The organism is Rhizobium sp. AN80A (genome assembly GCF_030053015.1).
GTDB classification, from domain to species: domain Bacteria; phylum Pseudomonadota; class Alphaproteobacteria; order Rhizobiales; family Rhizobiaceae; genus Rhizobium; species Rhizobium metallidurans.
Genome location: NZ_JASJPX010000003.1, coordinates 133,138 through 153,815 on the forward strand (window position 1 = coordinate 133,138; position 20,678 = coordinate 153,815).

Below are 20,678 nucleotides of genomic sequence, written 5' to 3' on the forward strand. Positions count from 1 at the left end.
TGACATATTTTTTATCAGGGCTCTTTTTCTCCTTCCTGTTTGTTTTTCTATTTATAGTTTACTTCGATATGAGGCGCACAGGCGCATCATTCAAACGGCCGAAGGGTTCCTAAAGGACTGGGTCGAGCCCTACTTTCTTGAGTATGGGGAAGATCCTAGTGGGTATGCATCCTACTATGACAATAAGTCGCCCAAATGGCTCAAGCCAGTTCGATACGTTTTCCATTTTACATTGATATCCGCAACGTTGGGATTCTCGATCTGGACGTTCTGTTACCCTGACTACGTTGTGTCTATTGTAGGTGGAGTTAAACCATGATCCCAGGCGAAATCATTGCCGCACTAGGCGAAATCGAACTCAATGCCGGCGCGCCGACGGTGACTATCGAGGTGTCGAACACCGGCGATCGTCCGGTGCAGGTCGGCAGCCATTATCACTTCGGTGAGACCAATGCCGGCCTGTCCTTCGATCGCGAGAAGGCGCATGGCATGCGGCTCGATATTCCCGCCGGCACCGCCGTGCGCTTCGAGCCCGGGCAGACGCGTTCGGTGACGCTGATCCCGCTGTCCGGCAAGCGCGAGGTCTATGGCTTCCGCCAGCTGGTAATGGGCAAATTGTGATCGGGGCCCGGGAGAAGATGATGCGTATTTTGATGCCCATGGCCTTCGGCCTGCTTTCGCTGATGGCGGCTGGCGCTGCCAGCGCGACGGAGATCGATTGCACGAGCCCGACGACGCAGACCGACATGACGCTCTGCGAGCGGGCGCGGCAGGACGATGCCGACAAGGCGCTCAACGTTCAATACAAGAAGACCCGCGCCGCCATGGTCGCCATTGATAGCGATCAGGATGATGACATGAAGGGGGCCGAAAAAGCGCTGGTGACCGCGCAGCGTGCATGGATCACCTACCGTGATGCGCAATGCGAAGCGGCCGGCTTTCAGGCGCGTGGCGGCACGATGGAGCCGATGCTGGTGGCCGGCTGCATCGCCAACGTGACCGATGCCAGGACCAAGGAGCTCAAGGCGCTCGAAGATGCGTTGAGCAACTGAGGTGGCAGAGAGCATCATGATCGTCGGCAATGGTGAGATCGGTGCGGAGGGAGCCGCGGCTGTCGCCGCGGCCGGCTTCGTCATCCGGTTCAACGAATGCCGGTCCTATGAGGCGAGCCCCGGCCGCACGGATGTCGTCGCCGTCTGCAATACCGGTCGTCCCGCCAGGGCGATGCTGTCCTCTCAGGCGTGGCGCGCGCATCCCGCCGTCATTGAGGCATCCGAGATCTGGAGCGTGCGCGATCCGGAAAAATTCGCGGCGCTGAAAGGCCCGCTTGCCGTCTCGCATCCCGAACTCGACGATTTTTGCGACGACTATACGAGTCAATTCAACAGCTTCTGCAAGGACGCTGGCAAGGCGCATGCGGTCGTTGACAAAGTGATTCATGATGGCGTCGACCAGGCTCTGGCCGTATTTGATCCCGCGCCCTACGTCGTGCCGAGCAGCGGCATGATCGTGATCGCGGAGGTCATGAACCGATTTCCCGACGCCCCGATTGCGCTTGCCGGCTTCGGCCACCAAGGCTGGGAGTGGCATCCCTTCGCCGCCGAAAGGCAGCTCGTCGACGCTTACGTCGCCGCAGGCCGCGTCACGCGGTTTTATCCGTCCGCATCCCGTTCGCCCTCCCAAGGAGCCTGACCCATGCCCTACAAGATTTCCCGCGCCGCCTATGCCGGCATGTTCGGCCCGACCACCGGCGACAAGGTGCGGCTTGCCGATACCGAGCTCTTCATCGAGATCGAAAAGGATTTCACCACCTATGGCGAAGAGGTGAAGTTCGGCGGCGGCAAGGTCATTCGCGACGGCATGGGGCAGAGCCAGGCAACGCGGGCGCAGGGTGCTGTCGATACCGTCATCACCAATGTCGTGATCATCGACCATACCGGCATCGTCAAGGCGGATATCGGGCTGAAGAACGGCCGCATCCACGCCATCGGCAAGGCCGGCAATCCGGATACGCAGCCTGGCGTCAACATCATCGTCGGCCCGTCCACCGAGGCGATCGCCGGCGAGGGCAAGATCATCACCGCCGGCGGCATGGACGCGCATATCCACTACATCTGCCCGCAGCAGATCGAGGAAGCGCTGATGTCCGGCATCACCTGCATGCTCGGCGGCGGCAGCGGCCCGGCGCACGGCACGCTCGCCACCACCTGCACCGGCGCCTGGCATATCGAGCGGATGATCGAAAGCTTCGACGGCTTCCCGATGAACCTGGCGTTGGCGGGCAAGGGCAACGCCTCGCTGCCGGCCGCGCTCGAGGAAATGGTGCTGGCCGGCGCGTCATCGCTGAAGCTGCACGAGGACTGGGGCACGACGCCGGCCGCGATCGACTGCTGCCTCTCGGTTGCCGACGAATACGATATCCAGGTGATGATCCACACCGACACGCTGAACGAAAGCGGCTTCGTGGAGGATACGATCGGGGCGCTGAAGGGCCGCACCATCCACGCCTTCCACACGGAAGGGGCGGGCGGCGGCCACGCGCCCGATATCATCAAGATCTGCGGCCAGTCGAACGTCATTCCGTCGTCCACCAACCCGACAAGGCCCTACACGGTCAACACCATCGCCGAGCATCTCGACATGCTGATGGTCTGCCACCACCTGTCGCCGTCGATCCCGGAGGATATCGCATTCGCCGAAAGCCGTATCCGCAAGGAGACGATCGCGGCGGAAGACATCCTCCACGATATCGGCGCTTTCTCGATCATCTCCTCCGACAGCCAGGCCATGGGCCGCGTCGGCGAGGTCGCGATCCGCACCTGGCAGACGGCCGACAAGATGAAGCGCCAGCGCGGTCCGCTGAAGGAGGAGACGGGTGATAACGACAACTTCCGCGTCCGCCGCTATATCGCCAAGTACACGATCAACCCGGCGATTGCTCAAGGGGTAAGCCACGAGATCGGCTCGATCGAAGTCGGCAAGCGCGCGGACCTCGTCTTGTGGAACCCGGCCTTCTTCGGCGTGAAGCCGGAGATGGTGCTGCTCGCCGGCTCGATCGCGGCAGCCCCCATGGGCGATCCGAACGCCTCGATCCCGACGCCGCAGCCGATGCACTACCGCCCGATGTTCGCCGCCTATGGCAAGCTGCGCACCAATTCGTCGGTCACCTTCGTTTCGCAGGCCTCGCTCGATGCCGGCCTGAAGGGGCGTCTCGGCGTCGCCAAGGACCTCGTCGCCATCAAGAACACGCGCGGCGGCATCTCCAAGGCGTCGATGATCCACAACAGCCTCACGCCTCATATAGAGGTCGATCCGGAGACCTACGAAGTGCGTGCCGACGGCGAGTTGCTGACCTGCGAACCGGCCACTTCGCTGCCGATGGCGCAGCGCTACTTCCTGTACTGACGAGCTTTAATGGCCGGCGCCTCGGGTGCCGGCCAACTTCTCGCTACACGTTTAGCAATACATTCTTAAAGTTGTGTCTTGATTGCGCTCTGTTCCACCTTGGGGCGTTGCGACCGAAATGAGACGTGGCGCCCGAAGAAATCCTAAAAAATGTTTTTTATCAATTATTTATGCGAGACAGTCCGCAGGCCTGTTCACGCTGAAAATCGTCGCGTTTCGATCCATTGTGCAGCGCACGATTAATTTACAAAATTCCCTCAAATCCTAACGATTCCCTTAAGACCTCGGCAGCGGTTCCTATCTAATCAATATGCCTTGCGAGGGGCAAAAAGGTCGATTCGGATGCATATCTTACTCCAGGCGGAGCTCGGCGATTTCAGGAATCGCGTCACGATCTATACCTATGCGCTGAAGATGAGCTTTGCCGCGGTGATGCTCTCATCGGTGGCGATAGCGGTGTTGCTCTTTCCGCTCGACTGGGCGGGGGTGCTGCCGGTTTCGCTGGAGAACGCCATCATCTACGGCGTTGCGCTGTCCTGGCTGATCGGGGGGATCGTGTCCGGGGTGTTGGCCCTCGTCGCGGGCTACGCCATGCATCAACTCAGCGTCTCGCGCGCCGAGTTCGAGCAATTGAGCCGCACCGACATGCTGTCCGGCCTGCTCAACCGGCGGGCGTTCACCGAGGCGCTCGATCACGTCGCGGGGCCTGCCTGCCTGGCGATCTTCGACGTCGATCGCTTCAAGGCGGTCAACGATCGCTATGGGCATGCCTGTGGCGACGCTGTCATCGTCGCCGTCGCGGCGGAGCTGTCGGCGGCCTTCAGCGAAGACTCGACCGTTGCGCGGCTCGGCGGCGAGGAGTTCGGCGTGGTGGTCGTCGCGCCGCTGAAAGAGGAGCGGGTGGCGCGGATCAGAGCGGCCTGCAACCGGCTTGCCGAACGGACGATCGCGCTCGATGGCTGCACCTTCAACATCACCGTGTCGGCCGGCATCGCGGAACTCTGCGACGGGCGAAGCACGCAGGCGGCCTACACCGCCGCCGACAAGGCGCTCTATCTGGCGAAGACCCTCGGCCGCAATCGCGTGGTCCACGAGGACGAGGGACTGCAGCGTCGCGCGCGGCTGAGCCAGGACGAGATCAACGTCGACAGCAGATCCGCCGCCATCCATTAGCAGCGGCCGTCGCGGGCGCTGATGTTGCTTCCTACGTCGTTTTGACCCTTGCGCCATCAAGGGCGATTTTGCATGCTCCTCGCCTGAACCGGAATGGACACATCATGCAGTATATCACCACCTATCTGCCGGCCGGCACGCCGTCTTCGCATCCCAGCCACAAGGTCGTGCTGCCGCATGACCTCAGGCATCTGAGGCGCAAGCTGCTGCATCTCGACAATGGCGAGATGGTCATGCTCGATCTCAAGGAGCCGGTGCTGTTCGCCAATGGCGACATGCTGGTGCTCGGCGACGGCGAGCTGGTCGAGATCGTCGCCGCCGACGAGAAGCTGTTCGAGATCAAGGCCCGGGATCGCCTGCATCTGATCGAGCTCGCCTGGCATCTGGGCAACCGGCATCTGGGCGCGCAGATCGAGGAGGAGCGTATCCTCATCCTGCGCGACCATGTCATCCGCGCCATGCTCGAGGGACTGGGCGCGACGGTCTCTGATGTCACCGAGCCGTTCCAGCCGGCGCGCGGCGCCTATCACTCCCACGGCAGCCATTCGCATGGACATGCGCATGATCATGGCCACGATCACGGACATGACCACGGGCATGACCATGGACATGACCACGGTCACAAGCATTCGCACGACTGAGCCATGACCGAAGACGGTGATCTGCAGGCTTTGCTGCGGTTGATGGCGTGGCTTTCGCCGGCCTTTCCGGTGGGCTCGTTCGCCTATTCGGGCGGGCTGGAGCGGGCTGTGCATGACGGGCTCGTGCACGATGCCGCCTCGCTTGAAGATTGGCTCGGCGCCATGATGGACCACGGCGCAGTGTGGAATGACGCCGTGCTGCTTGCCTGGAGCCATAAAGTGCATGGCGACGCCTCGGCGCTATCCGACGTGGCCGAGCTTGCCGAGGCGCTGGCGGGATCGCGCGAGCGGCATCAGGAGACCATTCTGCTCGGCGACGCTTTCCTGTCGGCCGCTGCCGCATGGCCCGATGATGTGTTCATACGGTTGCCAAAACATGTGGCTTATCCTGTTGCCGTCGGCGCTGTTTCCGGTGCTCATGGGATCAGTGCCGAAAAGGCGGTTGCCGCCTTCCTGCACGCCTATGTCTCGCAGGCCGTTTCCGCCGGCATCCGGCTCGGCGTTGCCGGCCAGAAGGACGGCGTCGCGATCCTGGCGGCGCGGGAAGGGGATATCGCGCTGCTTGCGCGGCGGGCGGCGGGCTCGACGCTCGATGAGTTGGGATCTGCGACGGTGCAGGCCGATATCGTTTCGCTACGGCACGAGACGCAATCGACGCGGCTTTTCCGATCGTGACGACAGCGCTTGTCGCTAACGATCTGCGCCATTTGCCGGTGGCCGCCTTGCGGTTGACGCGCTATGATTATTCTCGATTGGAGTGCACGATATGAAATCAGGAAACGGACCCCTGCGGGTCGGCATCGGTGGACCGGTCGGCTCGGGGAAGACAGCGCTGACGGAAAAACTCTGCAAGGCGATGCGCGACCAATATTCGGTCGCCGTCGTCACCAACGACATCTACACGACCGAGGATGCCGAAGCGCTGATGCGCATGCAGGCGCTGCCATCGGAGCGCATCGTCGGCGTGGAAACGGGCGGCTGCCCGCACACCGCCATTCGCGAGGACGCCACGATCAACCTGCAGGCCATTGCCGGCCTCAACGAGCGCATTCCCGATCTCGACGTGGTCTTCATCGAATCGGGCGGCGACAATCTCGCGGCGACCTTTTCGCCTGATCTGGCGGATATCACCATCTACGTGATCTCGGTCTGCCAGGGCGAGGAAATCCCGCGCAAGGGCGGGCCTGGCATCACCAAGTCGGACCTTCTCGTCATCAACAAGAAGGACCTCGCGCCTTATGTCGGCGCCGATCTCGACGTGATGGACCGGGACGCGACGCGCATGCGCGACACGCGCCCCTTCGTGTTCTCGGACATGAAGCGCGGCGACGGCATCGGCGCGATCGTCGACTTCCTCAAGGTGCATGGCGGCTTGTAATCGCCGGGATCGTCTTCAGGACGTTGAGATTGCTGATCTCGATCGAGCGGCCGCTGACGGTAACGCCGGCGGCGCGCAGCGACGAGAAGGCGCGGGAGAGTGCTTCGGGCGCCAGCCCGAGCTTTCGCGCCAAAAGGCTCTTCTGGAAGGGGAGCCGCATCTTCGCCGCCAAGCCTTCCTGTTTGCAATGCGTGAGAAGGTAGGTCGCGACGCGCTGCGGCGCGGTCTGCATGCGGTCGCTCGCCAGGCAATCGATGGTCGATAGCAGGTGCCGCGAGAGGCTGCGCATGATCGCCATGCCGATATGCGGCCGATGGTCGAGCAGCGCGCGGACCTGTTCGAGATTGAAGCGGGCGAAGATCGAGTGTTCCATGGCCTGGGCGGCGTAGCGATAATCGCCGCCGTCTGTGACGAGGCATTCGGCGAAGCTGTCGCCGGGCTCGCAGATGCGGATATCGCCTTCCTGGTTGTCGTCGCCGAGGCGATAAAGCCGGGCGAAGCCCGTCAGCACGCAATAGAAATACTCGCCCCGTTCGCCCTGATGAAACAGCATGTCGTGCATCTGGTAGCGCACGATGGTCGCGCAGGCGAGAAGCGCGTTGCGTTCATCCCGGTTGAGGCCGGAAAAAAGAATGGTCTCACCAAGCATGGCCTTGTGGACATTGCTCGGCTTCAAGCCCGTCGTCATCTCTTTCTCCACTTCGTCGGTCGCAGGCCGCGCCTGCCATAGGCGTAAAATAGCCGGAATGACCATGGGGAAAGTTGATCTGTATCAAGTGCGAGCAAGAAACGGAAAAGCCGGGGCGAACCCCGGCTTTTCCGTATGATCCGGTTACTCCGCCGCGAAGGGCGGTAGGCGGACGACGTTGCCGCCGGATTTGCCCTTCCTGTCGTCGGGCTTCTCGATCGCGGTGACACGGCCGTCGAGGTTGGTGACGGCGGTCGTGAGCTCCTCGGGCGAGAGCGGCAGCTGCTCCTCGTCCTTCTTGCCGACCAGGCGGCCGAAGAGCCAGCCGAGCAGGCGGGAGAGGTCGTCCATGATCAGGAAGAAGGAGGGGACGACGACGAGCGAGAGCACCGTCGAGACGATGATACCGCCGATCACGGCGATCGCCATCGGCGCGCGGAACGAGCCGCCTTCGCCGACGCCGAGCGCCGAGGGAAGCATGCCCGCCGACATGGCGATCGAGGTCATGATGATCGGGCGGGCGCGCTTGCGGCCGGCCTCCACCATGGCTTCGACACGTTCCATGCCATGCCGCTTCATCTCGATCGCGAAATCGACGAGCAGGATGGCGTTCTTGGTGACGATACCCATCAGCATCAGGATGCCGATCAGAACCGGCATGGAGAGCGCGTTCTGGGTGACGATCAGCGCCACCGCCACGCCGCCGATGGCGAGCGGCAGCGAGAACAGGATAGTGAAGGGCTGGATCACATCCTTGAAGAGCAGGATGAGTACCACCAGAACCAGCAACAGGCCCATCAGCATGGCGTTGCCGAAACTCTGGACCATCTCGCCCTGAACCTTGGCGTCGCCGCTTTCGGCCAGCTTCACGCTCTTCGGCAATTCGGTTTGCGCGACGATACGCTTGAACTCGGCGGTGGACGTATCCAGTGCCGTGCCGAACGGCACGTCGGAGCCGATGGCGACGACGCGGTTGCGGTCGTTGCGCTTGATCGAGCTCGGGCCTTCCGAATAGTCGACATCGGCGACGCTGTAGAGCGGAACGCTGGCGCCGCTCGCCGTCTTGATCTTGATGGCGCGGATGGCGGCCAGATCGCGGCGGACATCGAGCGAGGCCTGCACGCGGATCGGGATCTGCCGGTCGTCGAGCGAGATCTTGGCGAGGTTGGCGTCGATATCGCCGATGGTGGCGACGCGGACCGTCTCGGAGATCTGCTGCGGGGTGATGCCGAGGCGGGAGGCTTCGGCCATGCGCGGGCGGATCTGCAGTTCCGGGCGGGGCAGGGCACCTTCGGAGGAGACGTTGGCCAGGATCGGCGAAGCGCGCAGCTTCGATTCCAGCAGGCTGACGGCCTCGTTCAGATCTGCCTCGTTGGTGGAGAGGAAGTTGAAGGTGAGGTCGCGCTCGGCGCGGTCGTTTACCTTGGAGATGCGCACGTCGGGGATGTCGCGGACGGCCGCGAAGATGTCCTTCTCGACATCCCATTGCGGACGCGTGCGGCCACGATCGTCGATCTTCGGCATGAGGCCGCCGATGACGGGCAGCCCGCCGAGACCCTTGTTGACCAGGGTCTTCAGCAGCGAGTGATCGATATTGCCGAGGATGATGCGCACGGTGGCGCGGCGTAGTTCGAGATCGCCCTTGGGGGAGGCGCCGCCGAGAACGAAGACGCTTTCCACGCCGTCGATGCCACGCACGGCGTCGTAGACCTTGGTCGATGCGGCGGCCGTATCCTCCAGCGTCGCGTTCGGCGGCAGTTCCACCGACAGGACGACGCGCGAGGAATCGTCCGGCGGCATGAAGCTGCCGGGCACGCGGCTCAACAGCACCACCGAGCCGACCAGGAAGACGATGGCGGCCAGCAGCGTCGTATAGCGCCAGTACCACTTGCGCGTCGTGCCGGTGACCAGGCGGGTATAGCCGCGCATGATCCAACCGTCATTGTCCTGATGATCTTCCATGCCGTCTTCGGCGCGCATCAGATAGGCGGCCATCAGCGGCGTGATGAGACGCGCCACGACGAGCGAGAAGAACACCGAGAAGGCGACCGTCAGGCCGAACTGGATGAAATACTGGCCGGCGATGCCGGGCATGAACGACACCGGCACGAAGACGGCGATGATCGTGAAGCTGGTGGCGATAACGGCGAGACCGATTTCGTCGGCGGCTTCCAGGGAGGCCCTGTATGGCGTCTTGCCCATCTTGATGTGGCGGGCGATGTTCTCGATCTCGACGATGGCGTCGTCGACGAGAATGCCCGTGGCCAGCGTCAGCGCCAGGAAGCTCACGAGGTTCAGCGAGAACCCCATCAGATCCATGATCCAGAAGGTCGGGATGGCCGACAGCGGCAGGGCGACGGCGGCGATCAGCGTCGCGCGCCAGTTGCGCAGGAACAGGAAGACGACGATGACGGCGAGGATCGAGCCTTCCACCAGCGTGCTCAGCGCCGCCTCGTAGTTGCCGTAGGTGAAGTAGACGCTGTCGTCCACCATCTCGATCTTGACGTTCGGATTGGCCTTGCGGATCTCCGTCAGGCTTTCGGACACGGTTTCGGCGACCGAGACTTCGCTGGCGCCCTTGGCGCGGAACACCGAGAAGGTGACCGACGGCGTGCCGTTGAAGCGCGAGAAGGACTTCTGTTCCTCGAAGGTGTCGTCGATCGTGCCGAGCTCGGAGAGCTTCACGAAGCGGCCGTTGGGCAGGCTGATGGTGGTGGTGTTGAGCTGCGAGACGTCGCGCGTGTCCCCAAGCGTACGGATGGTCTGCTCGTTGCCGGCGACCTGGCCGCGGCCGGAGCCGAGGTTGACGTTGGTGCCGCGCAGCTGCTGGTTCACGTCGGCGGCGGTGATGCCGTAGGCATCGAGCTTGCCCGGATCGAGCGATACGCGCACTTCGCGGTCGGCACCGCCGTAGCGGTCGATACGGCCGATGCCGGGCTGGCCCTGCAGCGCCCGCTTGATGGTGTCGTCGACGAACCAGGACAGCTCCTCGAGCGTCATGTTGGGAGAGGAGACGGCGAATGTCTGGATCGCCTGTCCCTCGACATCGACCTTGCTGACCACAGGCACCTCGATGCCGGCGGGAAGATCGCTGCGGATCTTGTCGATCGCGTCCTTGGTGTCCTGAACGGCTTCGGCGGTCGGCTTCTCGATGCGGAAGACGACGACCGTCTGCGACAGGCCATCGGTGACGGTCGACTGAATTTCATCGATGCCGCTGATCGAGGCGACCGCGTCCTCGACTTCCTTCGTCACCTGCATTTCGAGCTCGGCCGGCGAGGCGCCGCTCTGCGCGACGCTGATCGAGACAACAGGAACGTCGATATTCGGGAAGCGGGTGATCGGCAGCTTGTAGAAGGCCTGGATGCCCACGAACAGCAGCAGCGCGAAGGCGAGCAGCGGCGCAATCGGATTTCGGATCGACCATGCGGAGAAATTCATGGAGTGGCCTCGGTCAGTTCGATTGCGCCGATACGGCTTCGGTGACAGGTGTGATCTTGTCGCCGTCGCGAACGAAGGCGCCGGCCTTGGCGACGACGGTGTCGCCGTCCTTCAGGCCTTCCGAGATCTCGACGAAGCCGCCATCCTGAATGCCTGTTGTCACCTTCACCTGCTTGACCACGCCGTCCTCGACCTTTCGGGCGGTGGAGCCGTCGCGGCCCGTGGTGACCGCCGACAGCGGCAGGGCAATGTCGCTCTTTTCGGCGACGATGATGTCGGCGCTGGCATACATGCCGGAGCGAGCAGCACTCTCATCGGTGATGAAGATATGCACGAGGCCGAGGCGGGTGGACTGGTCGACCGTCGGGGAGACGATCCTGACCTTGCCTTCGATCGTCGTGCGGCTGCCCGACAACGTCACGTTGGCGCGCTGGCCGACCTTGATCTTCTGGATATCGGTTTCCGACAATTCGGCGACCAGTTCGATCGCATTGTCCTTGATGACGGTGAACATCGGCTCGCCGGTTCCAGCGGCGATGGCGCCGATGCGGGCGTTCTTGGCCGAGATCACGCCTGACACCGGCGTCTTGACGTCCGTGCGCGCCAGCTTCAGATCGGCGTCGGCGATCTGGCTGTCGACGACCTTGAGATCGGCGACGGCGACTTCGATCGCCTGCTGGGCGGAGCTGACGCGGGCGTTGGCGGTGGCGGCGGCGGCATCGGCCTGCTCGACCTGGGCGGTGGACACGGTGCCCTTCTTGCCCATCTCGGCCGACCGTGCCTGCTGCAGGCGGGCCTGCTCGGCCGTCGCCTTGGCTTCCACGAGCTGGGCGCGAAGCTGCGCGAGGCTCGCTTCACCCTTGGCCTTGGTCGCCATCATCTGCGCCTTCTGCAGCGCCAGCGCATCCTCGTTCAGCGTCGCCAGCGTACTGTTGGCCTCGACCTTGTCGCCGATATCGACATTGAGGGAACGGATGGAGAGACCCTCGACCTGCGGCTGGATATAGACTTCCTCCACGGGGCGGATCGTGCCGGTGCCGATGACGCGATCGACCAGCGCGCGCGTGGTAGCGGTCGTGACGACGATCACGGGCAGGTTCTGCTGAGCCTTCGGGGGCTGGTTTTCCTGCGCAAAGGCGGCCGATGCGGCAAAGGCAGCCACGATCAGGGTGGATGCGCGTAGAGTTTTAGGCGTCATGCGTACCATGCGTCTTGGTCCAGTCCTTGAAGAGGTTGGCCAAACTCGCGCCATGTCTGCAGCTCGCGAAGGCCTTTTCCCGTATATGTAAGCTCAGAAATATTCCCACATCATCGCCATCTCTTACTACCGTAAGATAACCCTCGTCCGGCGAATCCGACTTGTAGGTGGTATCGTTTTGCCCCACGCACAAGCCCGGTGGAAAATAATTCCTCGCGGCGCACAATAGTAATCTCGACGGCCGAGATCAATCACCATCCGGTGATGTCGGCATTCGGTTTGGTGATCCGTAATTCCGTCTTTCCTATGACGTGCGAGGCGGGTCCGATGCGACATCGCCGCGAAATTTTTATGATCAAACAAGGAACGCGCGGTGCCAGCCCGCGCGTTCCCTGTTCGCGTGATACGACCTGCGCGCCGCGTCCTACTTGGCGGCCGCGTCGGTGATGTCCTGCGTCCAGGCGCCCGAGGGCTGCTTGCTGATGATCTTCTGGTCCAGCAGCGCCTTGGCGGTGCGGTCGTAGAGCGTGGTGTCGAGCTTGCCCGATCCGTCGCCGATCAGCTTGGCCACTTCGCTCATCATGCGCTTCTGGTGGTTTTCGTCCTGGCCGCCGGCGTCGACGACGATCCCCGCCGCATCGTCGGGGTTTTCGACGGCATACTTCCAACCCTTCATCGAAGCCCTGACGAACTTGGCCATCTTTTCCTTGAAGGCCGGGTCCTTCAGCTTCTCCTCGTTGGCGTAGAGGCCGTCCTCGAGCAGGTCGTTGCCCATGGCGGTGTAGTTGAAGACGGTCAGTTCCTCGGGCTTGAAGCCGGCATCGATCGCCTGCCAGTATTCATTATAGGTCATGACGGAGATGCAGTCGGCCTGCTTCTGCAGGAGCGGCTGGACGTCGAAGCTCTGCTTCAGCACCGTGACGCCATCCGGACCGCCATCGGTCTTCAGGCCGATCTTGTTCATCCAGGCGAAGAACGGATACTCGTTGCCGAAGAACCAGACGCCGAGCGTGCGGCCCTTGAAATCGGCTTCGGTCTTGACCGGGCCGTCCTTGCGGCAGATCAGCTCCATGCCCGACTTCTGGAAAGGCTGGGCGATGTTGACGAGCGGAACGCCCTTTTCGCGGGCGACCAGAGCGCCGCCCATCCAGTCGACGATCACGTCGGCGCCGCCGCCGGCAATCACCTGCTCGGGCGCGATATCGGGACCACCAGGCTTGATGTCGACGTCGAGGCCTTCTTCCTCGTAGTAGCCCTTTTCCTTGGCGACGTAGTAGCCGGCGAACTGCGACTGGGTCACCCATTTCAGCTGAAGCGTCACCTTGTCGGCGGCCATCGCGTGGCCTGCCGCCATCGCCATCGCGCTCGCCATCATTGCAAGAACCAGTTTTTTCATTTTCTTGTTCCCTCTATTGTTATGCCCGAGCCCATTCGCGGACACGCGCGACGCCTAGCCACCACGGATAGACGGATGCCAGAACGTCACCGCCCGCTCAGCGAGGGCGACGACGCCATAGAAGATCGAGCCTGCCAGCGCCGCGACGGCGATTTCGGCCCAGACCATGTCGACATTCATGCGCCCGATCTCGGTGGAGATGCGAAAGCCCATGCCGACGATCGGCGTACCGAAGAACTCCGCGACGATGGCACCGATCAGCGCCAGCGTCGAGTTGATCTTCAATGCATTGAAAATGAAAGGCATTGCCGCCGGAAGACGGAGCTTCAGAAGCGTCTGCCAGTAGCTGGAGGCATAGGTTTGCATCAGGTCGCGCTCCATCGGACCGGATGCGGCAAGGCCGGCGACGGTGTTCACCAGCATGGGGAAGAAGGTCATGATGACGACGACGGCGGCCTTGGACTGCCAGTCGAAGCCGAACCACATGACCATGATCGGGGCGACGCCGATCATCGGCAGCGCCGAGACCATATTGCCGATCGGCAGCAGGCCACGGCGCAGGAAGGCGACGCGGTCGGCGAGAATGGCGACGGCGAAGCCGGCGCCGCAGCCGATGACATATCCGGCGAGCACGGCCTTGAAGATCGTCTGCCTGACGTCGTCGCGAAGGATCGGCAGCGATCCGACGATGCGGGCGGCAATGGCGCTCGGCGGGGGCAGGAGCACGAAGGGAATGCCGGCGCCGCGCGTGGCGGTTTCCCACAGGATCAGGATCCAGGCGCCGAAGATGGCGGGCACCAGGAGCCGCAGCGCGGTATCGTCGGCGCGCGAGCTTGTCTTGATCTCGACGATCTCGCTGACGGTGCGCCAGGCGAGCAGCCAGCAGGCCGCCATCAGGAGGAAGAAGGGTTTCGCGGCGAAGCCTTCATTGCCCGCAAGGCTCGACAGCAGCAGCCAGGCGCCGCCATGGGCGCCGATAAAGAGCACCGTCGCGCGGCTGGTCTTCGATTGCGGCAGCAGGGAGATGAGTGCCGAGGCGGCGATCAGAATGAAGAGGATCGCCGTCATGCCTGACGATGGCACTCGACCCGAGGCGGCCGGGAACAGCGGCAGGGTTGCCGCGGCGGCGACGGTGAGGAGGAGGGCGACGATCGCCTGCCAGGACGCGCTCTTCATGCTGATCTCCCACCCATGGCCTTGTCGACGATTTTCGCGGCGATGCTGACGATCATGATGAGCAGTGCAGCCAGCAGCGAACCGGCGATCAGCGCCGCCCAGATGTCGATGGTCTGGCTGTAATAGGAGCCGGCGAGCAGCTTGGAACCGATGCCGGCGACCGCACCTGTCGGCAACTCGCCGACGATGGCGCCGACGAGGCTGGCGGCGATCGCCACCTTCATCGAGGTGAAGAGATAGGGCACGGAGGCCGGCACGCGCAGTTTCCAGAAGGTCTGGGCGGGTGATGCATTATAGGTGCGCATCAGGTCGAGCAGCATGACGTCTGGCGAGCGCAGACCCTTCACCATGCCGACAGTGACCGGGAAGAAGGAGAGATAGGTCGAGATCAGCGCCTTGGGGATCAGGCCGGTGATGTTGATGGCACCCAACACGACGATCACCATCGGCGCGATCGCCAGGATCGGGATGGTCTGCGAGGTGATGATCCACGGCATCAGGCTGCGGTCGAGCGCCTTGATGTGAACGATGCCGACGGCGATCAGGATGCCTAGCAGCGTGCCGAGCGTGAAGCCGAGCACGGTGGAGGAGAGGGTGACGCCCGAGTGATAGACGAGGCTGCGGTTGCTGGAGAGCTTGCGCAGGAAAGTGTTGTCGAAGACGTTGCGGGCGACCTGATGCGGCGCGGGGAGGAGGGGCTTGGGCTGCGACAACGTCTTGCCGATAAACTCCATCGTCGTTGGAGACTGGCCGGCGCGGGTGTCCATGTCGCGCTGGAACGGGGCGTTCATCAGGATCGCCGCCACGTACCAGATGGCGACGAGCGCAGCCAGGATGGTGGTGACGGGGATGATCTTGTCCTTGAGGGTGTCGGGTGTCATGCGGTGTGCCTCGCATTGGCGAGGGTTTGCCGTGGATTACCCCCCTCTGTCCTGCCGGACATCTCCCCCACAGGTGGGGAGATTGGCTGGGCTAGCCCGCTCGCTCCTATCTCATAGCTTGGCGAAGACCTCTCCGCGGGTCGATCTCCCCCCTTGTGGGGGAGATGTCCGGCAGGACAGAGGGGGCGGCCACAGAACGCCGACCTTCAATGCTCATAGCTATGCCCCGCTCTCAGCCCATCCCGCACGCGGTGGGCGATTTCGAGGAACTCCGGGGTCTCGCGGATGTCGAGCGGCCGTTCGCGGGGGAGTGGCGAGTCGATGATGTCGGTGACGCGGCCGGGGCGGGGGGACATGACGACGATCTTGGTCGAGAGATAGACCGCCTCGGGGATCGAGTGGGTGACGAAGCAGATGGTCTTGTTGGTGCGCGCCCAGAGCTTCAGCAGTTCCTCGTTCAAATGGTCGCGGACGATCTCGTCCAGCGCGCCGAAGGGCTCGTCCATCAGAAGCAGATCGGCGTCGAAGGCCAGCGCGCGGGCGATCGAGGCGCGCTGCTGCATGCCGCCGGACAGTTGCCAGGGGAACTTCTTCTCGAAGCCGGTCAGGCCGACGAGATCGAGCGCCTCGGCGATGCGCTTCTGTCGCTCATCGGCCGGGTAGTTCATGATCTCGAGCGGCAGCGCGATGTTCTTGTCGATCGTGCGCCAGGGGTAAAGCGCCGGCGCCTGGAAGACATAGCCGTAGGCACGGGCCTTGCGGGCCTCTTCCGGCGTCATGCCGTTGACCGATATGTCGCCCGAGGTCTTCTTCTCGAGATCGGCGATGACCCGCAGGAAGGTGGTCTTGCCGCAGCCGGATGGGCCGATGAAGGAGACGAAGTCACCCTTGCGGACATCGAGGTCGACGTTGCTCAGCGCGTGCACCGGCGCGTCATTGGCCTGGTAGGTCAGGCAGAGGTTTTTTGCGGATACGACGGAGGCTGCTTGCGTCAATGCGGATCGATCCTGTTTTCCCCGCGCGGCGGCGGTTTGCGTGATATCATCGGCGGCGGCCTTTGCCGCGCCGGCAAGATTTGAGGAAGACGACGATGGATGCGACATCAAAACCGACCTGCCATATCGTGCGCCCCGACCATTCCTACGACGGAAAGCAGGGGCTGAGCTATTTCCAGGGCATTGCCGCCGAGACGGTCGGCGCCAAGGGCATCTGCATGCATCTTCTCACCATCCCGCCCGGCGTGCGCGCCAAGGCGCATCTGCACGAGGCGCACGAGACGGCGATCTACATGCTGTCGGGCGAGGCGCACACCTGGTACGGCGACCATCTTGAGCACCATGTCGTCGTGCATGCCGGTGAGCTGTTCTACATCCCCGCCGGCGTGCCGCACCTGCCGGCCAATCTCAGCAGCACGCCCTGCACGGCGATCATCGCGCGCACCGATCCCAACGAGCAGGAGAGCGTCGTGCTGTTGCCGGAGCTGGATGGGAACGTGCCGGTGTGATGTCACTTGCATAGTGGCAGCGGTCCCCACTTTATGCCGGCATCCGACGTGAAGCCGATCGTATAGCCCTTCGGGCCATAGGTGATCTTTGCCGTGTCCTCGCTTGCCGCTTCTTCGCCTTCGGCCTCGCAGGAAACCTTGGCGGTGAAGTTCTTGCCCTCGGTCTTCAGCACTTTCTCGATGGTGCAGGCGGAGGCCGCCGTGGTGATGGCTTCCGATGTCAGCAGGAAGAAATTTTCCGACCCGGTGGATTCGCCAGACTTGGCATAGGCGCATCCGTCCTTGTTGCCGTAGCTGCCCTTGATCGGCAAGGTGCCGGCGCTTGCCGCGGAGGTCAGCGCGGCCAGTGAAACGATTGTCAGAGACAGCCTGCCGCGCGCCATCGATCACACCCCGCTCGCCGGAATACCCGCGCGCTCGACCTTGCGCGGCGCGGTGATTTCCTTCCAGGTCGAGAGCGCCTTCGAAACGGCGGTGACCGGTTCGCGCTTGACGAACTCGCCGTGGCCCTCGCGGGTCTTCATCGTCTCTTCCTCGACGACGACAACGCCGCGGCTCAGCGTGTAGCGCGGCAGGCCGGTGACCTGCTTGCCCTCGAAGACGTTGTAATCGATCGCGGATTGCTGGGTCTTGGCCGAAATCGTCTTGGAGCGCTTCGGGTCCCAGACCACGAGGTCGGCATCGGCGCCGACGAGGATGGCGCCCTTGCGGGGGTAGATGTTGAGGATCTTGGCGATGTTCGTCGAGGTGACGGCGACGAATTCGTTCATCGTCAGGCGGCCGGTGTTGACGCCGTAGGTCCAGAGCATCGGCATGCGGTCCTGCAGGCCGCCGGTACCGTTCGGGATCTTGGTGAAATCACCGACGCCGTAACGCTTCTGGTCGGTGGTGAAGGCGCAGTGATCGGTGGCGACGACCTGCAGCGAGCCGGAGGCGAGGCCGGCCCAGAGACTGTCCTGGTGCTGCTTGTTGCGGAAGGGGGGCGACATGACGCGGCGGGCGGCGTGGTCCCAGTCCTTGTCGAAATATTCGGTCTCGTCGAGCGTCAGGTGCTGGATCAGCGGCTCGCCATAGGCGCGGATGCCCTTCTGGCGGGCGCGGCGGATGGCCTCGTGGGCCTGTTCGCAGGAGGTGTGGACGATATAGACCGGGCAGCCGGCCATATCGGCGATCATGATGGCGCGGTTGGTGGCCTCGCCCTCGACTTCGGCCGGGCGGGAATAGGCGTGGGCCTCGGGGCCGTTGTTGCCTTCGGCGAGCAGCTTCGCCGACATGGAGGCGACGACGTCGCCGTTTTCGGCGTGGACCAACGGCAGCGCGCCAAGCTCGGCGCAGCGCTGGAAGGAAGCGAACATCTCGTCGTCGTTCACCATCAGCGAGCCCTTGTAGGCCATGAAGTGCTTGAAGGTGTTGATGCCCTTGTCCTGAACGATCGTCTTCATCTCGTTGAAGACCTGCTCGCTCCACCAGGTGATCGCCATGTGGAAGGAATAGTCGCAATTGGCGCGGGTGGACTTGTTGTCCCACATGGTAAGCGCTTCGAGCAGCGACTGGCCGGGGGCGGGAAGGGCGAAGTCGACCACCATCGTGGTGCCGCCGGCAAGGGCCGCGCGCGTGCCGCTGTCGAAATCGTCGGAGGAATAGGTGCCCATGAAGGGCATTTCGAGATGAGTGTGCGGATCGATGCCGCCGGGCATGATGTAGCAGCCGGTGGCGTCAAGCGTTTCGGTTCCAGAGAGGTTGGGTCCGATCTCGACGATCCTGCCGCCATCGACCTTCACGTCCGCCTTGTAGGTCAGGTCGGCGGTAACGATGGTGCCGTTCTTGATGACTGTGCTCATTGGTCGGGTTCCCTGTTTTTATCGTTTTTCAGCAGGCGAATAGAAGCTCGGTCGTTCGGCGTTGAATTCAATCCGGCCCTGCAACGCGGCCAGGATGGTTTCGAGAACCGAGCGTCTTTCGCGCGAGATTTCGTGATTCCAGAAGCGCAGGACGGAGTAGCCATTGTTATTGAGCCACACGGTTCGGCTTTGATCGGCAGCGCTTTCGGCATGCTGGAAGCCATCGATTTCAACGACCAGCCGGGCTTCGCGGCAGAGGAAATCGACGATAAACGGGCCGAGCGGAACTTGCCTTGCGAACTTGTAGCCATCCAGCCGGCGGGCGCGTAGGTCGCTCCAGAGGTGGTACTCCTCCTCGGTTTCATTTTGGCGAAGCTGCCGCGCTTGTGTTGTTTTGGCCGGGCGGTGTTTGCGGATATCCGGTCGGATAATTTTCGTCGCGCCCGGAGCCCCCTCATCCGCCCTTCGGGCACCTTCTCCCCGAGGGGAGAAGGGGGAACACGCCGCAGTCGCCTCACTTCCCTTCTCCCCAGCGGGGAGAAGGTGGCCCGAAGGGTCGGATGAGGGGGCTCCGGGCGCGAGGTTTGACATCACGCCACAATCTCCGCCGTCTCCACCACCGCGTGGAACAGAACGTCCGCGCCGGCTGTGGCCCATTCCTTGGAGATCTCCTCGGCCTCGTTGTGGCTGAGACCGCCGACGCAGGGGCACATGACCATGGTTGATGGCGCCACCTTGGCGGCCCAGCAGGCGTCGTGGCCGGCGCCGGAGATGATGTTCATGTGGCTGTAGCCGAGACGGTCAGCGGCGTTGCGGACGGCGTCCACCAGCTTGGGATCGAAGGTGACTGGGTCGAAATGGCCGACGGCCTCGACAGAGCAGCCGACGCCAAGCGTTTCGCAGATTTTCACGGCATCGGCCTCGATCTTGGCGCGCATGCGGTCGAGCTTGGCCTGGTCGGGGGTGCGGATGTCGACGGTGAAGACCACCTTGCCGGGAAGCACGTTGCGGGAGTTCGGCGAGAAGAAGACCTGGCCGACGCCGCCGACGGCGCCCGGCTGTTCGCCCATCGCCACGCCCTGCACCATTTCCATGATGCGCGACATGGCAAGGCCTGCATTGACGCGCAGGTTCATCGGGGTGGAGCCGGTGTGGGCCTCGCGGCCGGTCAGCGTGAATTCCAGCCACCATAGGCCCTGGCAGTGGGTGACGACGCCAATCTGCTTGTTTTCGGCTTCGAGGATCGGTCCCTGCTCGATGTGATATTCGAAATAGGCGTGCATCTTGCGGGCACCGACCGCTTCGTCGCCGAGCCAGCCGATGCGCTTCAGCTCGTCGCCATAGGTCTTGCCCTCGGGGTCCTTGCGGGAATAGGCGTAGTCGATGTCGTGGACGCCGGAGAAGACGCCGGAGGCGAGCATGGCGGGGGCGAAGCGGGCGCCTTCCTCGTTCGCCCAGTTGGTGACGACGATGGGGTGCTTCGTCTTGATGCCCATCTCGTTCATCGTGCGCACGACCTCGAGCGCGGCGAGCACACCGAGCACGCCGTCATACTTGCCGCCGGTCGGCTGTGTATCCAGATGCGAGCCGACATAGACGGGGAGCGCGTCGGGATCGGTGCCGGGGCGGGTCGCGAACATCGTGCCCATCCTGTCGACGCCCATGGTCATGCCAGCGGCGTCGCACCATGTCTTGAAGAGGCTGCGGCCCTCGGCATCGGCGTCGGTCAGCGTCTGGCGGTTGTTGCCGCCCGCAATCCCCGGGCCGATCTTCGCCATGTCCATGAGACTGTCCCAGAGACGGTCCCCGTTGACGCGCATGTTCTCGCCTGGTGCTGCCACCATATCCGTATTCCTCACCAGTTTTTATGCGGCGCATGCTATTCAGCATGTCCGCTTGTTCCCGTGGTCAGTTTCAGCGCCGTTGTTGTTTTGTTAGCGTCTGAAAATCGTCAGT

Annotated in this window: 20 protein-coding genes; 9 read left to right on the forward strand and 11 right to left on the reverse strand. The window is 63.2% G+C overall.

What is annotated here, in order from left to right:
- Nucleotides 1-315 precede the first annotated feature (315 nt).
- The 8 genes from P3R82_RS12185 to ureG all read left to right on the forward strand — a co-directional run bounded on the left by P3R82_RS12185 (nt 316) and on the right by ureG (nt 6,597).
- Complete coding sequence (locus P3R82_RS12185) at nt 316-621, forward strand: urease subunit beta (RefSeq protein ID WP_283194020.1); 306 nt, start codon at nt 316-318, stop codon at nt 619-621.
- A gap of 20 nt (nt 622-641) precedes the next feature.
- On the forward strand, nt 642-1,052 hold the full coding sequence (locus tag P3R82_RS12190; RefSeq protein WP_283194021.1) for a lysozyme inhibitor LprI family protein: 411 nt from the start codon (nt 642-644) through the stop codon (nt 1,050-1,052).
- 16 nt (nt 1,053-1,068) lie between these two features.
- A complete protein-coding gene (locus tag P3R82_RS12195; protein ID WP_283196325.1) occupies nt 1,069-1,692 on the forward strand; it encodes a Urease operon accessory protein in 624 nt (207 codons plus the stop codon).
- Between the two features lie 3 nt (nt 1,693-1,695).
- Nucleotides 1,696-3,405 (forward strand): urease subunit alpha, encoded by a 1,710-nt coding sequence (ureC, locus tag P3R82_RS12200; protein WP_283194022.1) that lies wholly within the window; start codon nt 1,696-1,698, stop codon nt 3,403-3,405.
- A 342-nt stretch (nt 3,406-3,747) separates the two neighbouring features.
- On the forward strand, nt 3,748-4,578 hold the full coding sequence (locus tag P3R82_RS12205; protein WP_283194023.1) for a GGDEF domain-containing protein: 831 nt from the start codon (nt 3,748-3,750) through the stop codon (nt 4,576-4,578).
- Nucleotides 4,579-4,682: 104 nt separating this feature from the next.
- The gene (ureE, locus tag P3R82_RS12210; protein ID WP_283194024.1) at nt 4,683-5,219 is read left to right on the forward strand and encodes an urease accessory protein UreE; all 537 of its coding nucleotides are present in this window, start codon (nt 4,683-4,685) and stop codon (nt 5,217-5,219) included.
- A 3-nt stretch (nt 5,220-5,222) separates the two neighbouring features.
- Nucleotides 5,223-5,894: an urease accessory protein UreF gene (locus P3R82_RS12215; protein ID WP_283194025.1), complete on the forward strand. Its 672-nt coding sequence runs from the start codon at nt 5,223-5,225 to the stop codon at nt 5,892-5,894.
- 91 nt (nt 5,895-5,985) lie between these two features.
- Nucleotides 5,986-6,597, forward strand: a complete 612-nt coding sequence (gene ureG, locus P3R82_RS12220) for an urease accessory protein UreG (protein ID WP_047514508.1) — start codon at nt 5,986-5,988, stop codon at nt 6,595-6,597.
- On the opposite strand, the gene P3R82_RS12225 is transcribed toward ureG, so the two are convergent.
- The 7 genes from P3R82_RS12225 to P3R82_RS12255 all read right to left on the reverse strand — a co-directional run bounded on the left by P3R82_RS12225 (nt 6,575) and on the right by P3R82_RS12255 (nt 16,372).
- On the reverse strand, nt 6,575-7,285 hold the full coding sequence (locus P3R82_RS12225; RefSeq protein WP_283194026.1) for a Crp/Fnr family transcriptional regulator: 711 nt from the start codon (nt 7,283-7,285) through the stop codon (nt 6,575-6,577). The two genes, ureG and P3R82_RS12225, sit on opposite strands and share 23 nt — an antisense overlap.
- Nucleotides 7,286-7,429: 144 nt before the next feature.
- A complete protein-coding gene (locus tag P3R82_RS12230; RefSeq protein ID WP_283194027.1) occupies nt 7,430-10,726 on the reverse strand; it encodes an efflux RND transporter permease subunit in 3,297 nt (1,098 codons plus the stop codon).
- 13 nt (nt 10,727-10,739) lie between these two features.
- The gene (locus P3R82_RS12235) at nt 10,740-11,933 is read right to left on the reverse strand and encodes an efflux RND transporter periplasmic adaptor subunit (RefSeq protein ID WP_283194028.1); all 1,194 of its coding nucleotides are present in this window, start codon (nt 11,931-11,933) and stop codon (nt 10,740-10,742) included.
- Nucleotides 11,934-12,348: 415 nt separating this feature from the next.
- Nucleotides 12,349-13,320 carry an ABC transporter substrate-binding protein gene (locus tag P3R82_RS12240; RefSeq protein WP_283194029.1) on the reverse strand — a complete coding sequence of 324 codons (972 nt, stop codon included), beginning with the start codon at nt 13,318-13,320 and terminating at the stop codon, nt 12,349-12,351.
- Nucleotides 13,321-13,374: 54 nt separating this feature from the next.
- A complete protein-coding gene (locus P3R82_RS12245; RefSeq protein ID WP_283196326.1) occupies nt 13,375-14,502 on the reverse strand; it encodes an ABC transporter permease in 1,128 nt (375 codons plus the stop codon).
- On the reverse strand, nt 14,493-15,377 hold the full coding sequence (locus P3R82_RS12250; RefSeq protein ID WP_283194030.1) for an ABC transporter permease: 885 nt from the start codon (nt 15,375-15,377) through the stop codon (nt 14,493-14,495). The genes P3R82_RS12245 and P3R82_RS12250 overlap by 10 nt, the downstream gene beginning before the upstream one ends.
- Nucleotides 15,378-15,583: 206 nt before the next feature.
- Nucleotides 15,584-16,372, reverse strand: a complete 789-nt coding sequence (locus P3R82_RS12255; protein ID WP_283194031.1) for an ABC transporter ATP-binding protein — start codon at nt 16,370-16,372, stop codon at nt 15,584-15,586.
- Nucleotides 16,373-16,467: 95 nt separating this feature from the next.
- Between P3R82_RS12255 and P3R82_RS12260 the strand changes: the two genes are divergently transcribed.
- Nucleotides 16,468-16,881 carry a cupin domain-containing protein gene (locus tag P3R82_RS12260; RefSeq protein WP_283194032.1) on the forward strand — a complete coding sequence of 138 codons (414 nt, stop codon included), beginning with the start codon at nt 16,468-16,470 and terminating at the stop codon, nt 16,879-16,881.
- 2 nt (nt 16,882-16,883) lie between these two features.
- Here P3R82_RS12260 and P3R82_RS12265 read toward each other — a convergent pair whose 3' ends face one another.
- From P3R82_RS12265 to P3R82_RS12280, 4 genes are read right to left on the reverse strand one after another with little or no spacing between them, the layout of a single operon-like run.
- Nucleotides 16,884-17,264: a hypothetical protein gene (locus tag P3R82_RS12265; protein WP_283194033.1), complete on the reverse strand. Its 381-nt coding sequence runs from the start codon at nt 17,262-17,264 to the stop codon at nt 16,884-16,886.
- Nucleotides 17,265-17,267: 3 nt separating this feature from the next.
- Complete coding sequence (gene hydA / locus P3R82_RS12270; protein ID WP_283194034.1) at nt 17,268-18,722, reverse strand: dihydropyrimidinase; 1,455 nt, start codon at nt 18,720-18,722, stop codon at nt 17,268-17,270.
- A gap of 18 nt (nt 18,723-18,740) precedes the next feature.
- A complete protein-coding gene (locus P3R82_RS12275) occupies nt 18,741-19,313 on the reverse strand; it encodes an endonuclease domain-containing protein (protein ID WP_283194035.1) in 573 nt (190 codons plus the stop codon).
- Nucleotides 19,313-20,566 (reverse strand): Zn-dependent hydrolase, encoded by a 1,254-nt coding sequence (locus P3R82_RS12280; RefSeq protein WP_283194036.1) that lies wholly within the window; start codon nt 20,564-20,566, stop codon nt 19,313-19,315. The genes P3R82_RS12275 and P3R82_RS12280 overlap by 1 nt, the downstream gene beginning before the upstream one ends.
- Between the last annotated feature and the right edge of the window lie 112 nt (nt 20,567-20,678).

Coding starts and splice junctions, on each gene's coding strand:
- P3R82_RS12230 (WP_283194027.1), bottom strand. CDS start 10,726: ATGAATTTCTCCGCATGGTCGATCCGAAATCCGATTGCGCCGCTGCTC.
- P3R82_RS12260 (WP_283194032.1), top strand. CDS start 16,468: ATGGATGCGACATCAAAACCGACCTGCCATATCGTGCGCCCCGACCAT.
- ureC (WP_283194022.1), top strand. CDS start 1,696: ATGCCCTACAAGATTTCCCGCGCCGCCTATGCCGGCATGTTCGGCCCG.
- P3R82_RS12225 (WP_283194026.1), bottom strand. CDS start 7,285: ATGACGACGGGCTTGAAGCCGAGCAATGTCCACAAGGCCATGCTTGGT.
- P3R82_RS12215 (WP_283194025.1), top strand. CDS start 5,223: ATGACCGAAGACGGTGATCTGCAGGCTTTGCTGCGGTTGATGGCGTGG.
- hydA (WP_283194034.1), bottom strand. CDS start 18,722: ATGAGCACAGTCATCAAGAACGGCACCATCGTTACCGCCGACCTGACC.
- P3R82_RS12240 (WP_283194029.1), bottom strand. CDS start 13,320: ATGAAAAAACTGGTTCTTGCAATGATGGCGAGCGCGATGGCGATGGCG.
- ureG (WP_047514508.1), top strand. CDS start 5,986: ATGAAATCAGGAAACGGACCCCTGCGGGTCGGCATCGGTGGACCGGTC.
- P3R82_RS12195 (WP_283196325.1), top strand. CDS start 1,069: ATGATCGTCGGCAATGGTGAGATCGGTGCGGAGGGAGCCGCGGCTGTC.
- P3R82_RS12205 (WP_283194023.1), top strand. CDS start 3,748: ATGCATATCTTACTCCAGGCGGAGCTCGGCGATTTCAGGAATCGCGTC.
- ureE (WP_283194024.1), top strand. CDS start 4,683: ATGCAGTATATCACCACCTATCTGCCGGCCGGCACGCCGTCTTCGCAT.
- P3R82_RS12280 (WP_283194036.1), bottom strand. CDS start 20,566: ATGGTGGCAGCACCAGGCGAGAACATGCGCGTCAACGGGGACCGTCTC.
- P3R82_RS12265 (WP_283194033.1), bottom strand. CDS start 17,264: ATGGCGCGCGGCAGGCTGTCTCTGACAATCGTTTCACTGGCCGCGCTG.
- P3R82_RS12190 (WP_283194021.1), top strand. CDS start 642: ATGCGTATTTTGATGCCCATGGCCTTCGGCCTGCTTTCGCTGATGGCG.
- P3R82_RS12250 (WP_283194030.1), bottom strand. CDS start 15,377: ATGACACCCGACACCCTCAAGGACAAGATCATCCCCGTCACCACCATC.
- P3R82_RS12185 (WP_283194020.1), top strand. CDS start 316: ATGATCCCAGGCGAAATCATTGCCGCACTAGGCGAAATCGAACTCAAT.
- P3R82_RS12275 (WP_283194035.1), bottom strand. CDS start 19,313: ATGTCAAACCTCGCGCCCGGAGCCCCCTCATCCGACCCTTCGGGCCAC.
- P3R82_RS12235 (WP_283194028.1), bottom strand. CDS start 11,933: ATGGTACGCATGACGCCTAAAACTCTACGCGCATCCACCCTGATCGTG.